The organism is Woronichinia naegeliana WA131, assembly GCA_025370055.1.
Classification (GTDB): Bacteria; Cyanobacteriota; Cyanobacteriia; order Cyanobacteriales; family Microcystaceae; genus Woronichinia; species Woronichinia naegeliana.
Genome location: CP073041.1, coordinates 6532075 through 6547730, shown reverse-complemented (window position 1 = coordinate 6547730; position 15656 = coordinate 6532075). Strand labels below are relative to the sequence as shown.

Genomic DNA, 15656 nt, shown 5'->3' with positions numbered 1-15656 from the left:
AACACTTTTCTTTTCCTTCATCAACTAAAGGTCACACCCGTTGTAGGTGGAAACAACGTTTTAAAAAAGTTCGGCGCAATCCAACCTAATAGGGAAGGGCCAAGCATAATCCCCGCCACGATCTCCCCCATTACCTGAGGCTGTTTGAAGTAGAAGAATAGCATCCCAACTAGACGAGCTAAACCAATAATAATGGCAATTTCCAGCAGGATTAATAGCAGTGTACTGTTGTTCATCAATGATTAAAGAGTGGATAGAAGTAAGGCACTTTGATAAAATACGAAACTACAAATCCAAGCTAAGACCAAGGAGAAAACCAGGGAGAACAAGCTGAATCGCCATGACTTTGATTCATTGAGGATGGTCACAAAGGTGGTTAAACAAGGCGTATAAAGAAGACAAAAAATACAAAAACTGTAGGCTTGTATCCAGGTTAAATTAGCGGTTAAATACTGATTAACGGCTTCTGCATTTAATCCATAAATAACGGCGAGGGAACCCAGTACCACTTCTTTGGCAATAATGCCAAAAATCAAGGCTAGGGTTAAATAGGGATCAATCCCAATTGGCCGCATAATGGGTTGTAAAAATTCTCCGATCTGGCCGCCTAAGGTATGAATTCCTGTCGCTCCGGGTGGAATATGGGTAATAGTCCAGATGGCTACACAACCAAAAGCAATAAAACCCGATGCTCTGGTTAAAAATTGTTTAACTTCTCCCCAACCTCGCAACAATACCTGTTGAGCAGTGGGCAGGCGATAGGGGGGTAATTCTAAGACAAAGGGTTCACTATTTTTAAAGACTCCCTGAAAGGAAAAGGCCGTGACAATGGCGGCGACAAAACTCAAAATATAGAGGGAAAATAAGGCGATCGCGCCCTGGGTGCCAGGTAAGACAGCCGCCAGAATAAAAACAAAAACCTGTAGTCGGGCAGAACAGAGAGAAAAGGGAATCACCAGCATCGTTAACCAACGCAAGGCTTGGGAGCGCATCACACGGGTTCCCATCAGGGCAGGGACATTACAGCCAAAGCCCATCATGTGCATCACAAAACTACGACCGTCTAACCCTAAACGGGCCATAAAGGCATCCATTAAATAGGCCGAGCGCGATAGATAACCACTATCTTCCAAAACGGCCATGACCATGAAAAATAAAACTAATAAGGGGACAAAGGAGGCGATCGTGGCAATTCCCCCCCATAAACCATCCACCAAAAAACTCTGCATCAGTTCTGGTAAGGGTTTGACTAAAGGAGCAATGAAGGTCGCTTGTAGCCAGCCAGTCAACTGATCCATAAGATCCTGGGACGGCAAACCAAACTGCCAAATTAGCCAAAAAACACCAAACATACCGGCAAAAAATAGCGGTAAACCGAAGAGCGGATGGAGCAGAATTTGGTCTAAACGATTGGTTAAGGTAATGGCCATCTGGGAGGGCATAAACACCGTCGCCTGAAGCACTGTCTCTAGGGATTCCGCCGTAATATTGGCGAGTTCTGATAAATGGTTCGTCGTATCGGCGATCGCTACAGGAACCGATTCAGCCGCCAAGGACTGACAAATGGCCTGATAGGCTCTGGTATAACCGCGTCCATATTTGGCACTCATCAGACAAACTGGCATGGCCAACCGTTGGCCCAACTCATCTGCCAGAATCTTAATACCATAGCGTTCGGCCTCATCCACCATATTGAGAATCACCACCGCCGGAATTCCCAAAACCTGAAATTGCAACGGCAAACGAATCTGACGATCTAACTGGGAAGCATTGAGTACAATAATGGCCAGATCGACGGGATATTTTTCGAGAAAACGTCGGACAACTTTTTCATCTTCTGAAAAACCACTCAGATCATAAATGCCCGGCAAATCGACAAATTCTGTTAGCTCACCATTAATTTTGACCTGGGCCTGCAAAAAACTAACCGTAATCCCTGGCCAATTACCAACAAAGGCTGAGGATCCGGTAATGCGATTAAAAAAAGTTGATTTTCCTGTATTGGGCATTCCCATGAGGACAACCCGTTTAACCGCCTTGGTTACATCAACATTAGTACTTACAGTATGGCAGGTCATTTTAGTTATGGGATTGAATAAGGATGTTTTTCGCTTCTTGACGACGAATAGCAATTTCGGTCGTTGTTCCTACCCGAATATGAAGTGGCCCGCCCAACCAACTTTTCCGTAAGACTCGAATCGGTTTATTAGGAATAATTCCCATTGCTTCTAGACGAGCGGCTAAACCCTTGCCATATAAGCCTAAATTAACTTGATCTACGAGGGCGATTTTACCAACAGAAAGGTCTAAGAGGGTCATTAGTTTGAGGTTAATGATAATTATTTGCAATTATTCTAGCAGAAAACCGTTAGTGTTACGAATCTTTCGCGCTGGGTCAAAGATAAAAAATCGAGCCTTACTGTATAAGGTTTTCGGAAAGCCTAAATCTGGAGCGCGAATAAATAAAGACACTAATAAAAAACCACTGAAGCGGAAGATTCCCACCACAGGACTTCCTAATACAGCCCATATTACCACATAACTATTTAACTTCGTCACCGAGGAGGTGATAAAAGTGAAGGCGGTAAAGTTAGCTTGATTGAGTCTTGTCCAACCAGCGTTGCCATAAATCAGGTCGCCGTTTTTGTGTCCGATCCTGTTGTTGTTGTTGTCGCCACTCGGCGATCGCCTGGTGATTGCCAGAGCGTAATACAGGGGGAACTTCCCAACCGCGAAAAACAGCAGGGCGCGTGTAGTGGGGATAATCCAGTAAATCACTTTCAAAACTTTCTAATTTTAAAGACTCTTCTTTGCCCACCGTTCCAGGTAATAAGCGCACCACACCATTGACTAGAGCTAAGGCCGGAATTTCACCACAGGTAAGCACAAAATCACCGAGGGAAATTTCCCGTGTAATCAAATGACTGATCCGTTCGTCAATGCCTTCGTAATGGCCACAAATCAGAATCAGCTGATCGTAGGTTACTAATTCTTGTAAAAGGGGTTGAGTTAAGGTTTCTCCCTGGGGAGTGAGCAAAATAATCTCCCGTTTCGGTAGGAAAGAAATCGATTCCACGGCCGCAAAAATTGGCTCCAGTTTTAGTACCATGCCAACGCCCCCACCATAGGGTTCATCATCAGCACGATGGTGTTTATCGGTGGTAAAATCCCTCGGATTAATGACGTTAACGGCGGCGATCGCCTTAGCTAGGGCCTTTCCTAATAACCCGGATTGCAAGGGAGACGCAAAAAATTCAGGAAAAAGACTAATAATATCAATCTGCACAACAATAATCTGGAGGCTTTAATTTTGAGGTAATGCTATTTTACTGTCTCCCGTCAGACGATCACCTGTTTGTGAGAAAAATCCCTTAATTGAGGCTTTGTAATCAACTTTTCGCATCAGTAATGATCTTCTCCCTAGCTGCCCGTGTCATAATAATAAAACTTTGCTTCTAAGCCAGCATTAACTACAATGCCCTCGCTGTGCCTTGATTGCAAGCCTTCATTCCACATAGGTTTGGTTGTTAGCCTCTCTTTTTCACAAGTCTGCTGTTTTTCCTCGTCCCCTCTCAGGATATATGATATTGCAAGTCGAGACCCAATCTCCCCATAATCCCATGCCCTTCCCGACAAAAACTGCCGTCTTGATTATTGGCGGTGCTGAAGACAAGGTTCACGGACGTGAAATTCTGCATACCTTTTGGACAAGATCTGGTGGCCCAGAAGCAACCATTGCCATTATTCCCTCTGCTTCTAGAGAACCTGTCCTGATTGGTCAACGCTATCAGCAGATCTTTGAAGAGATGGGAGCCAAATCGATTAAGGTCATGGATATTCGGGATCGCGTTCAGGGAGAAGATGCCTTCTTTCAAGCCTTTGTTGAAGAATGTACAGGGGTATTTATGACCGGCGGTGATCAACTGCGACTCTGCGGACTCTTGGCCGATACGCCTCTCATGGAACGCATTCGTCAACGGGTGCAATTGGGACAAATTAGCTTGGCTGGAACCAGTGCCGGAGCGGCTGTTATGGGCCATCATATGATTGCTGGGGGGAGTAGTGGAGAATGGCCTAATCGTGCCCTAGTCGATATGGCGATGGGACTAGGGATTGTTCCCGAAATTATTGTGGATCAGCATTTCCATAATCGTAACCGCATGGCCCGTTTGTTAAGTGCTATTTCCAATCACCCGGAACGTCTCGGAATTGGTATTGACGAGGACACCTGCGCGATGTTTGAGCGAGATGGATTAGTTCAAGTTATTGGGCAAGGGACAGTTACTTTTGTGGATGCGCGGGAAATGACCTATAGCAATGCGGGGGAAGTTGGCCCCAATAATCCCCTTAGTTTCCATAACTTGCGGTTACACATCCTTTCTCATGGAGAGGCCTATCATCTTCGTCAATATAAGCCTTTGGGTAAAATAGGTTGAAGCGATGAACATAGCAGTTAGGATGGGGTAGCGATCACCCTTTCGAGGCTTATTGATAGCGGAAATGAGACTCTGATAAGATTGTTCATCTTGAACAGTTTGGTTGGCTTTTTTCCTTAGACAATAATAAATGGCTTTTTGTGCTTCTCAATGCGGATCTGATTAACAGCGACCATGAAAATTCTGAAAACCCTCACATTACGCGGCCCCAACTACTGGAGTGTCCGACGTAACAAGCTCATCGTAATGCGCCTAGATCTAGAAGATCTTGCGGAGAAGCCATCTAATGAAATTCCTGGATTTTATCAAGGTCTCATTGGGGTTTTACCCAGTCTAGTGGAGCATTTTTGTTCACCAGGTCATCGAGGTGGATTTCTAGAACGGGTACAGGAAGGAACCTACATGGGGCATATTATTGAGCATATTGCCCTCGAACTCCAGGAAATGGTGGGGATGACCGCCGGTTTTGGCCGTACTCGTGAAACTGCTACGCCTGGAGTTTATAACGTTGTCTATGAATATGTCGAAGAACAGGCAGGACGCTATGCCGGCAGAGCAGCAGTTCGTCTTTGCCAAGCGATTGTGGACACGGGAACCTATCCCCAGGAAGAACTAGAACGGGATCTGACTGATCTCAGAGATTTGCAAGCCAATTCGGCCCTAGGCCCCAGTACCGACACCATTGTCACCGAAGCCGACGCGCGAAAAATTCCCTGGATGTTACTCAGTGCCAGGGCAATGGTACAATTGGGTTACGGTATTTATCAGCAACGCATTCAAGCCACCTTGAGTTCCTATTCCGGTATTTTGGGGGTAGAACTGGCCTGTGATAAGGAAGGCACGAAAACCATGCTTCAGGAGGCAGGTATTCCAGTTCCTCGTGGTACGACTATCCAATATTTTGAAGATCTTCAGGATGCCATTACCGATGTGGGGGGCTATCCCATTGTCATTAAACCCTTAGATGGCAATCACGGTCGCGGTATCACCATTGATATCACCAACTGGGAGCAAGCGATCGCTGCCTATGATCTAGCCACAGAACAATCTAAAAGCCGCTCCATTATTATTGAACGCTATTATCAAGGGAGTGACCATCGAGTATTGGTCGTTAATGGCAAATTAGTCGCTGTTGCCGAACGGATTCCAGCCCATGTGGTGGGGGATGGTCGCTCCAGCATCGAAGAATTGATTGAAATTACCAACCAAGATCCCAATCGAGGCGATGGCCATGACAATGTGTTAACCAAAATTGTGGTCAATAAAACGGCCCTGGATGTCCTTGATCGTCAGGGTTATCAACTCAGTAGCGTCTTAAAGTCAGGCGAAACGGCTTACCTACGGGCGACAGCCAATCTCAGCACCGGCGGCATTGCAGTGGATCGCACCGATGATATTCATCCTGAAAATGTTTGGTTGATGGAACGAGTGGCCAAGGTCATTGGACTCGATATTGCCGGGATTGATGTGGTTACATCCGATATTTCTAAACCCTTACGGGAGACGAACGGGGTAATTGTGGAAGTGAACGCGGCCCCTGGCTTCCGAATGCATGTTTCCCCCAGTCGCGGTCTGTCTCGTAATGTGGCGGCTCCGGTTTTAGATATGCTTTTCCCGCCTGGTACACCGAGTCGAGTCCCGATCGTGGCCGTGACCGGAACCAATGGCAAGACCACCACAACCCGCTTGATTGCCCATATCTACCGACAAACTGGCAAAACAGTGGGTTTTACGACTACCGATGCCATTTATATCAATGAGTTTCTCGTGGAGAAAGGCGATAATACTGGCCCCCAAAGTGCCGGAGTAATTCTGCGCGATCCGACGGTGGAAGTGGCGGTATTAGAAACTGCTAGGGGTGGGATTTTGCGCTCAGGTTTAGCCTTTGATAGTTGCGATGTGGGGGTAGTGCTCAATGTGGCGGCGGATCACCTGGGGTTAGGGGATATTAATACTATTGAACAGATGGCCAAGGTTAAAAGCGTGATTGCGGAAGTCGTCAGTCCCCAGGGCTACGCCGTACTTAATGCCGATGATCCTCTCGTCGCCGCCATGGCTGATAACGTTAAGGGTAAAGTGGCTTACTTTGCCATGAATCCTGATAATCCGATCATTAAGAGCCATATTCGACGAGAAGGAATGGCGGCGGTTTATGAAAATGGCTATCTCTCGATTATGGAGGGCAAATGGACGTTACGCATTGAGCAGGCGACCCAAATTCCGATGACGATGGGAGGGATGGCTCCCTTTATGATTGCTAATGCTTTAGCGGCTTGTTTAGCTGCTTTTGTAAATGGGGTCGATATTGAAGAGATTCGTCAGGGAGTCCGAACCTTTAAAACCTCATCAGAACAAACCCCTGGCCGCATGAATCTGTTTAATCTGGATTCCTATCATGTTCTCGTTGATTATGCCCATAATCCGGCTGGTTATGAAGCAGTGGGTGGTTTTGTTCGTAATTGGCAGGGTCAACGCTTAGGGGTTGTGGGTGGCCCTGGCGATCGCCGCGATGAGGATTTAATTGAACTAGGCGAAATTGCTGCTCGTATTTTTGATCGCATTATTATCAAAGAGGATGATGATAAACGGGGACGGGATCAGGGAGAAGTGGCCGATTTAATCCTCAAGGGTGTTGTGCAAACTAATCCTAATGTCCAGGTTGAAACTATGCTTCAAGAAACAGAGGCTCTAGAAACGGCACTCAATCAAGTAGAACGGGGCGGCTTGGTGGTTATTTTCCCCGAAAGTGTGGGTAAGGCGATCGAACAGATTCAAAAACGTAATCCGATTGAATAAGCGGCAATGATCAGAAAATCCTAAGAGAACACCAGAAAAAAGATGATCCAATGATTATAGCGGTTTGGCAAAGATTTCCACAAACCATTTTTTAAGGCTAGGAAGGCGATTAATCCGTGCTTCAACCTTTTCCATCCCAGCCTTGCTCAGCTTCACTCCTGTCTCATAAACTTTTTCTATCAGTTTCACTACAGGATTTTGACCCCTGAATGTTAGGGCACTGGTATCGTCTAGCTAGAAGCTACAAACGTTGCAATACGAGAGGTTCAAGAAATCAGGCGAATTTGGAGTAAGTCCTCCCAAGTTAACCCTTTTTCAATTATACCGAGAGCTACAGCAGGAACTTCTCTAGTCGTAAAATGGCTGCGAACAAAGTTATGAACCATCCAGAAAATATCTAGGACTCGCTGTAATCCCACAACAGATTTAGCATAAGTATTTGTACGACGACGAAAGGCGGCTAAATAGCGTCGGATAGCACTATTAAATGCCTCAACGTGGTTGGCATGGATATCCTTTTCTTCTGGTTTTTCTGTTGTCTCTGGATGTTCTGGTTTCGGAGTTTCTACTTTCTTTAGTTTACCCTCAGAATCTCGACGTTTACTACTCTTATTTTTTAGTCTTACCACCATACCTTTCGGTAATACTTTGGTGGGACGACCTCGCTTTCCAGTCCTTAATACTTCGTGACAAATATCAAATAGCAGTTGACTATATCGCTTTTCTCCATCTGTAAATAACTGGAGAGATTCTGCACTCCTTTCAAATAATTCCGCTACCGTCATCATTGCTTCTAGAAATAATTTCTGCTCTTTTCGACCACATTTTAAATGCCAAATAAAGCGGCTAGCCCTCTCCATGAGCACGATTGTCCACCCCTCAGAGGCACTTGCTTCTTTATTTTTTCCAACTTTTGTGTATAGTTCATCCCCTTCTATTACTAATTTAACAAATTCATTCACTAAGGCGTATAAAAATAATGTCTCTTGTAATCCTGATAATTTCTTTTCCCAATTCAATATTGTTGTTTTTGCGTAGCCGAATGCTCGGGCTGCTGCATTTAATCCTATTCCTTCCATTCTGGCTTTTAATACTTTTACAATTTCACTTAATGGGGTTTCTAAGCCAGCGATTACGCTACCATAAGTCTCAGCAAAACAAGAACTACATTCTTGACAAATGAACATTTTACGTTCCCCGTTACCTTTCGTTTGATAATGAGAATGTATTTTTACGTTTTCACTATAGCAATGAGGACAGTTTTTCTTGAATAAGGCATCCTCTTTCTCTTGGCACAAGCCAACATCATTCAGGATTTCCATAGAGCTTTTCTTTAATATTGACATTGTTTTCTGTTTCCTTCTTCTTTGATATAATGACAATAATGATAGTATAATAATAACGGGCCGATGTCTAGTCTTAAACTATTTTTCTATTTTCTCAAAGCCTTACACCATAACTTTTTCCAACTTTGATCAGACGATACCAGTTCCGACAAATTACTACAGTTCGGAAAAAGTAAATTGTCCATGCTGTTCAACCAAAACGTCAAAACAGGGAAAAGTCACCTACTTCCATCAGGCATTATTGCCCGTGATTGTTTCCCCAGACCATGAATCAGTTTTTTCCTTACCCCCTGAATTTATCACCCCTCAAGACGGGTCTGAAAAGCAAGATTGTGAGCAAAATGCGGCGAAACGTTGGATAAGTAACCATGCTAGTTTGTTTGCGGGACAGAAGATAACTCTGCTAGGGGATGACTTGTACAGTCGTCAGCCCACTTGTCAGCACTGTCTCGACCACGATTTCAACTTTATCTTCGTCTGTTTACCGACTTCTCATCCCACACTCTATGAATGGTTAAACTATTTAGGGCTTGCTGAATAAGTATAGAACCCTTGCCAGATAATGCTTTCAAGCATTTTAAAAACGATCAGGTGCAAGGTTATGGCCTTTGGAGGCTCAAAGCCCATGCACGTCGTTGGAAAACTGGGGGTTGAAATTGGAAACTACTCTCTGAAGTCACCATTTTTCGCCTCCTGTGGCATCTAGGTTCGTTTTGTGGACTTTTTCAGCAGACCCTATTTAGGTAAATTTTCTGTCAACGCAACTCTAGAAAATAATTCGTAGCCCATAACCCACATTCCGTACATAAAAAAAGAACAAAGAAAATAAGAAAAGTCATTATGACAAAAGATAATACTGACAAGTAGTAGCCCCAAAAAAGCGCAAAATCCTCTCTCGCTCAAGCGTTAGATTGATTATTTGGGGACAATTATCCAGTACAACCCAATGAATCCCCCTCAAAGTCTGAAAAATCCAACGCAGTGTCGGACGCTGAGTCGGCTTTCCCAACTGATTAGGCACAGTCTCCTCCTGCTCTGCCAGAGCCAGTCTCAGTTTACGTTGTCCCAAGCTGTACACCAGTAAACACAACACCATGATGAAACTCAATGCCATAATCCGCTCAGGGGTTTTGAGAAAAACACTGGACGCCAAAAACAGAGGGTCTTTAAGGAAGCGAAAACCTCGCTCTACCCCTTGCTGTTGCTTGTAGTGGACAAGCAGTTGCTCATCGCTCAAAGAGTCTCCATCTAGCTGATTCGTCGCCAAGACAAAACGTCCTGCTGCCCGCTCTGAAGCTTGAACTTTCGCACTATTGAGGCTGAAAGTGGCTTGGGCATGATAGCTACGACGAATGGGCTGTTCATGGGGACGGGGTTTACCTCGATGACCGTAATGACATTTTTCGACGACAGTTAGGTCTTGAAGAAGATGCCATTCTAAACTCTTCTCCCATCGGCTCAGGGCGGTTAAAGCATCCTCCCGACAAGCAAATTCCTGACGCTGTAATTGTTCTAATTGTCTTTGAGCTTGAGCCGTTGCTTTCTCTGTCTTCTTCGTCAGTTGTTTGAGGTCTAAAGCTTTTTTTTGCTCGCTATCTACCACTATCCAACGTTGTTTGACTCCCCCATATTCACTTTCTAAGGAGGTAAGACGATAGCCCTCTAAATCAGTTGTGATGAATTGCTCCGAGGCTAATTGACTGACCGCATCCTGCACTTCTCTAATCGTTTTCGGCACAGAACATAACCAGTATATGCCGGTTAACTTTTGCAAGTTATCGGCACTGTATAAGGCTGAATCTGCTATATACAAACCATCGAATTGCCACTGCTCATTGAACTTTTTCAAGAGTTTAGCAAACTCTTTTTTATCACTTTGATTGCCATCTCCTAATTCGAGAAAAGCGGGAATGTCGCCATCCCCCCAACAGACTAGATTCAAGACAAATTGTTTCAAGTCTGGTCGCTTATCCTTTGAATAGCCATGAGTGATATGGATTATTTGGCTTTCTTTGTCTTCTCTCTCCACCGATAATTTATATTCCCCTTGTACCGATAATGAACTGGAGTCTAAATGGGAACTTTTCATCACTATTTTGAAGATTTCTACGGCTTTTAGACAAATTCCGAGAAACAAACGGCTGATGCCGGCCATAAAGATTAAATCTAAGACTCTCCCTAAACGGTCATCATTCAGGTCGCTGGCTTTTATTCCTTTTCCTAAAAGATGTTCTACTGGTTTATCTTCAAAAAAACGACTGAACAAATATAAAGGAGAGTTGATAAAGCCTAAGCCATTGAGAATCATCGCTTTCACTACCAGACCCGCACTGATTTTAGCACGGTCATTTTCTCCTAGTTGTTCATTGATATAATCCACTAGACCTAGTTCATCAACTATCGCCGCGATTATTCCTAAATGGTCGAGATTTTTAACGTTTAATTGGGTCATTTTCTCTTGGGTTTATTAGCTTTTTTATTTTAACTATTCTGTAGCCATTTTTGAATCTATTTTTATTTTTTCAAGACTAGTACGGAATACGGGCCATAACGTTAAGACTCCTTATTCGGAAAAAAGGTAACTTCATCTTTTTTAAAATCTACGATTGAAATAGGGGCAATGTCTCAAAAATATTCTCTGACCCTGGCTTCTTTTTAACTTTCCTAGCAGAGTGAATCCCCGATTGAGGAGTATCCCCTAAACCATAACGTAAAGCCATCCTCCAACCCTTACCCTTATCTTTAGATAATCCCACTGTCGTCGCCGTCATACTAAATAGGGCTTGCTGAAAAAAGCTGAAACCTTTACGGAGAAAAATAGTAGGCGAATTAAGAACCGCTAGAATGCACGAAAATAGGGTAGAATGCCTCAAAACCATTGCATTAAGAAGAGAGAAAGCAGATGTACCGAAAGCAACAGTACTCAATTGAAACACCAGAAAACTTGAAAAATCTGTTCGGCGGGCAGTTAGACGAAGAAAATCGTTGGATAGAAAGGGTGCGACCTTTAGTTGATAAAAGCTGTTGTAATCAGGGTTCTACAGGGAACCCATATTGATCAAGTTTTGCCCAAAATTGACTCCATCGTTCCTTGGTCAATACCAAAGCTCGTAGGCTCAAAATAATTCCTGCTCCTTTTTCCTTCCATCGCATCCCTGAACAACATAATCGTTGTTTGACCAACGTCTTACAAGCTGCTTCCGTAACACCTGAACCAATCGGATACTTTTTCTCTAAGTAGGGCTTGCTGAAAAAGTCAAAAAACGAAAGAAATGTGGGTTAGGGAAGTATGGACTGAAAAAGCATAGATAACTTATCCTTATGGAAACAAATCAAAATACAGATTTTGTTTAATCTATTGTTCCTTTCTGTCTAAAAAGGTCAACACAAATCACTCCTCACAAAAGAGAGGAAAATTAACACCATTTTTCACAAGAAAAACGACTCTACAACTTTTTACTTTTTGTCTTCTGAAGTAGAGTAGAAAGATTCATTACCAAAAAGTTCATCGCAATTACCGTTTCCGAGGTCTCAGGTAGTTTGGCCATCACTCGACCAAGACTAAATTTCCTCTTTCCCTGTCCGAATTTACCCTCAATGGCATTACGCACTCTTTCATCTGAGCGTGCCTCTTTCTTTTTTTCTTTGCTCACCTCTTTCGGCGGTCTTCCCAATCGGGGACCACTCATTCTTATATCCCTTTCTTTACAATAAGCTCGATTCGCTTTTGTTCGGGGTGCGACCTTTAGTTGATAAAAGCTGTTGTAATCAGGGTTCTACAGGGAACCCATATTGATCAAGTTTTGCCCAAAATTGACTCCATCGTTCCTTGGTCAATACCAAAGCTCGTAGGCTCAAAATAATTCCTGCTCCTTTTTCCTTCCATCGCATCCCTGAACAACATAATCGTTGTTTGACCAACGTCTTACAAGCTGCTTCCGTAACACCTGAACCAATCGGATACTTTTTTTCTAAGTATTCAGCATAATCCATTTGATGCTGATGATTCTCGTAATAAGTAATCGCCGCTTGTAGTTTCTCGGTAAGATTCTTAGAATGACTTTTTTCTTCTTTGACTTCTTTCATCAGATTTAGCAGTTCTCCTGCTTTTCCTTTTTCATGCTTGAGTTCTCGACAATTTTCAGTCAACCATTCTTTTTGTTTTGACACGGTATTCGGATGCAACGCTTCTGCCAAGGCACCTAAGTAACCAGAGGCATGATAGAAATCTAATATCTGTTCTTCCGTTTGCTTTTCTAAAAACTTCCAATTTGATTCTGCCCCGTCTGCTATCCCGACCAATGTTGCCTCTGGATAACGGTTTTTCGCTCGCTCAATTTCTCTTTCTAATCTTTCTAGAAAACTCTTTTTTCCATACTCTGGTGCCGCACCTAGATAGATTGTAGGTTGACGTTCGCCTTCACTATCGTATAGGGAAACGGTTCCCACCATTGCTTCACGGTAGCCATCCTCACACATCAGCATACAGGTTCCATCTAATCCTATTCCCACTGTTGCAATTTGGCTATCCTCCTTGGGCGGGGCATAACTCCACGCTTCTTCTTTTGCCTGTACCACACTTCCTACTGCTTCACTCAATCTTTGGATATAGGATAGCGCTACTTTTCTACCATGATTTTCTAATAAATCATTTTTCACCTCTTTGCCTGCCATCCCTGACATTTTTGAGGATACCTGTTTTGCCAATAATGGCGTTGATGTTATGATTATCCTTGCTTCTCTTTCTAAGGGGCAATACGTTTTTCCTCAAAGGTGAACGCTGATATACATGACGATTCACTATAACCTCACCATAAGGTGTTTGATATTCTTTCGGTTGCTCTCCCTTACTCTTCCAGATTTCTTCACCGATTTTTAAGGGTGAACCATCTGTATCTAAATATTTCAAGGCTTCTTTGCTGGCGATGCAACCTACTTCGTTTAAGCCTTTTTGAATATTTATTTCTGTATCCAACATTGAACGACTGAGTTCTAATGTTAGTTCTATTTTTATCTTTGAACCCTCTACATTAATTAGTTTTGCTGTCATCATTGTTTCCTCTTTGTCACTTTTCATCCCATGTTAACACTTTTCTTTTCCTTCATCAACTAAAGGTCACACCCTTTGTTCGATAGATTTTATCCACATGAACCGATTCCGGATAACATCCTGTTTCCCTTTTATATTCTTCTATTCGCGCTTGTAAATCTCCCGATTCGTTGTAATTAGGGCTTGCTGAAAAAGTCAAAAAACGAAAGAAATGTGGGTTAGGGAAGTATGGACTGAAAAAGCATAGATAACTTATCCTTATGGAAACAAATCAAAATACAGATTTTGTTTAATCTATTGTTCCTTTCTGTCTAAAAAGGTCAACACAAATCACTCCTCACAAAAGAGAGGAAAATTAACACCATTTTTCACAAGAAAAACGACTCTACAACTTTTTACTTTTTGTCTTCTGAAGTAGAGTAGAAAGATTCATTACCAAAAAGTTCATCGCAATTACCGTTTCCGAGGTCTCAGGTAGTTTGGCCATCACTCGACCAAGACTAAATTTCCTCTTTCCCTGTCCGAATTTACCCTCAATGGCATTACGCACTCTTTCATCTGAGCGTGCCTCTTTCTTTTTTTCTTTGCTCACCTCTTTCGGCGGTCTTCCCAATCGGGGACCACTCATTCTTATAGGGTGCGACCTTTAGTTGATAAAAGCTGTTGTAATCAGGGTTCTACAGGGAACCCATATTGATCAAGTTTTGCCCAAAATTGACTCCATCGTTCCTTGGTCAATACCAAAGCTCGTAGGCTCAAAATAATTCCTGCTCCTTTTTCCTTCCATCGCATCCCTGAACAACATAATCGTTGTTTGACCAACGTCTTACAAGCTGCTTCCGTAACACCTGAACCAATCGGATACTTTTTCTCTAAGTATTCAGCATAATCCATTTGATGCTGATGATTCTCGTAATAAGTAATCGCCGCTTGTAGTTTCTCGGTAAGATTCTTAGAATGACTTTTTTCTTCTTTGACTTCTTTCATCAGATTTAGCAGTTCTCCTGCTTTTCCTTTTTCATGCTTGAGTTCTCGACAATTTTCAGTCAACCATTCTTTTTGTTTTGACACTGTATTAGGATGCAACGCTTCTGCCAAGGCACCTAAGTAACCAGAGGCATGATAGAAATCTAATATCTGTTCTTCCGTTTGCTTTTCTAAAAACTTCCAATTTGATTCTGCCCCGTCTGCTATCCCGACCAATGTTGCCTCTGGATAACGGTTTTTCGCTCGCTCAATTTCTCTTTCTAATCTTTCTAGAAAACTCTTTTTTCCATACTCTGGTGCCGCACCTAGATAGATTGTAGGTTGACGTTCGCCTTCACTATCGTATAGGGAAACGGTTCCCACCATTGCTTCACGGTAGCCATCCTCACACATCAGCATACAGGTTCCATCTAATCCTATTCCCACTGTTGCAATTTGGCTATCCTCCTTGGGCGGGGCATAACTCCACGCTTCTTCTTTTGCTTGTACCACACTTCCTACTGCTTCACTCAATCTTTGGATATAGGATAGCGCTACTTTTCTACCATGATTTTCTAATAAATCATTTTTCACCTCTTTGCCTGCCATCCCTGACATTTTTGAGGATACCTGTTTTGCCAATAATGGCGTTGATGTTATGATTATCCTTGCTTCTCTTTCTAAGGGGCAATACGTTTTTCCTCAAAGGTGAACGCTGATATACATGACGATTCACTATAACCTCACCATAAGGTGTTTGATATTCTTTCGGTTGCTCTCCCTTACTCTTCCAGATTTCTTCACCGATTTTTAAGGGTGAACCATCTGTATCTAAATATTTCAAGGCTTCTTTGCTGGCGATGCAACCTACTTCGTTTAAGCCTTTTTGAATATTTATTTCTGTATCCAACATTGAACGACTGAGTTCTAATGTTAGTTCTATTTTTATCTTTGAACCCTCTACATTAATTAGTTTTGCTGTCATCATTGTTTCCTCTTTGTCACTTTTCATCTCATGTTAACACTTTTCTTTTCCTTCATCAACTAAAGGTCACACCCAAA

At 43.0% G+C, this 15656-nt stretch carries 12 protein-coding genes and 5 pseudogenes; 4 read left to right on the top strand and 13 right to left on the bottom strand.

Annotated features, from left to right (window positions below; translation table 11 throughout):
- Positions 1–20: 20 nt before the first annotated feature.
- The 4 genes from KA717_33275 to trmD form a co-directional block, all read right to left on the bottom strand.
- Complete coding sequence (locus KA717_33275) at positions 21–236, bottom strand: cation:proton antiporter (GenBank protein UXE60384.1); 216 nt, start codon at positions 234–236, stop codon at positions 21–23.
- A 6-nt stretch (positions 237–242) separates the two neighbouring features.
- Positions 243–2078, bottom strand: coding sequence for a ferrous iron transport protein B (gene feoB / locus KA717_33270; GenBank protein ID UXE60383.1), 1836 nt, complete (start codon positions 2076–2078; stop codon positions 243–245).
- A 1-nt stretch (position 2079) separates the two neighbouring features.
- Positions 2080–2349: a ferrous iron transport protein A gene (locus tag KA717_33265; protein ID UXE60382.1), complete on the bottom strand. Its 270-nt coding sequence runs from the start codon at positions 2347–2349 to the stop codon at positions 2080–2082.
- Between the two features lie 241 nt (positions 2350–2590).
- On the bottom strand, positions 2591–3286 hold the full coding sequence (gene trmD / locus KA717_33260) for a tRNA (guanosine(37)-N1)-methyltransferase TrmD (GenBank protein UXE60381.1): 696 nt from the start codon (positions 3284–3286) through the stop codon (positions 2591–2593).
- Positions 3287–3620: 334 nt separating this feature from the next.
- Between trmD and KA717_33255 the strand changes: the two genes are divergently transcribed.
- Positions 3621–4436 (top strand): cyanophycinase, encoded by an 816-nt coding sequence (locus KA717_33255; protein ID UXE64852.1) that lies wholly within the window; start codon positions 3621–3623, stop codon positions 4434–4436.
- A 174-nt stretch (positions 4437–4610) separates the two neighbouring features.
- The gene (cphA, locus tag KA717_33250) at positions 4611–7232 is read left to right on the top strand and encodes a cyanophycin synthetase (GenBank protein ID UXE60380.1); all 2622 of its coding nucleotides are present in this window, start codon (positions 4611–4613) and stop codon (positions 7230–7232) included.
- Positions 7233–7286: 54 nt separating this feature from the next.
- Here cphA and KA717_33245 read toward each other — a convergent pair whose 3' ends face one another.
- On the bottom strand, positions 7287–7421 hold the full coding sequence (locus tag KA717_33245; GenBank protein UXE60379.1) for a hypothetical protein: 135 nt from the start codon (positions 7419–7421) through the stop codon (positions 7287–7289).
- A gap of 77 nt (positions 7422–7498) precedes the next feature.
- Entirely contained in the window at positions 7499–8578 is a 1080-nt protein-coding gene (locus KA717_33240) for an IS1 family transposase (GenBank protein ID UXE60378.1), read from the bottom strand.
- Positions 8579–8819: 241 nt separating this feature from the next.
- On the opposite strand from KA717_33240, the gene KA717_33235 reads away from it, so the two are divergent.
- The gene (locus KA717_33235; GenBank protein UXE60377.1) at positions 8820–9119 is read left to right on the top strand and encodes a hypothetical protein; all 300 of its coding nucleotides are present in this window, start codon (positions 8820–8822) and stop codon (positions 9117–9119) included.
- 297 nt (positions 9120–9416) lie between these two features.
- Here the strand turns inward: KA717_33235 and KA717_33230 are convergent, their stop codons facing one another.
- Positions 9417–11030, bottom strand: coding sequence for an IS1634 family transposase (locus KA717_33230; GenBank protein UXE60376.1), 1614 nt, complete (start codon positions 11028–11030; stop codon positions 9417–9419).
- Between the two features lie 450 nt (positions 11031–11480).
- Between KA717_33230 and KA717_33225 the strand changes: the two genes are divergently transcribed.
- Positions 11481–11636 carry a hypothetical protein gene (locus tag KA717_33225; GenBank protein UXE60375.1) on the top strand — a complete coding sequence of 52 codons (156 nt, stop codon included), beginning with the start codon at positions 11481–11483 and terminating at the stop codon, positions 11634–11636.
- On the opposite strand, the pseudogene KA717_33220 reads toward KA717_33225, so the two are convergent.
- From KA717_33220 to KA717_33195, 6 genes and pseudogenes are all read right to left on the bottom strand, one after another.
- A pseudogene (locus KA717_33220) lies at positions 11609–11800 on the bottom strand (ISKra4 family transposase). The gene KA717_33225 and the pseudogene KA717_33220 sit on opposite strands and share 28 nt — an antisense overlap.
- 224 nt (positions 11801–12024) lie before the next feature.
- A pseudogene (locus KA717_33215) lies at positions 12025–12312 on the bottom strand (transposase).
- A 34-nt stretch (positions 12313–12346) separates the two neighbouring features.
- A pseudogene (locus KA717_33210) lies at positions 12347–13628 on the bottom strand (ISKra4 family transposase).
- Positions 13629–13683: 55 nt separating this feature from the next.
- On the bottom strand, positions 13684–13827 hold the full coding sequence (locus KA717_33205; GenBank protein UXE60374.1) for a hypothetical protein: 144 nt from the start codon (positions 13825–13827) through the stop codon (positions 13684–13686).
- A gap of 186 nt (positions 13828–14013) precedes the next feature.
- Positions 14014–14262, bottom strand: a pseudogene (locus KA717_33200) (transposase).
- 35 nt (positions 14263–14297) lie between these two features.
- Positions 14298–15579: pseudogene (locus KA717_33195) on the bottom strand (ISKra4 family transposase).
- Positions 15580–15656 lie beyond the last annotated feature (77 nt).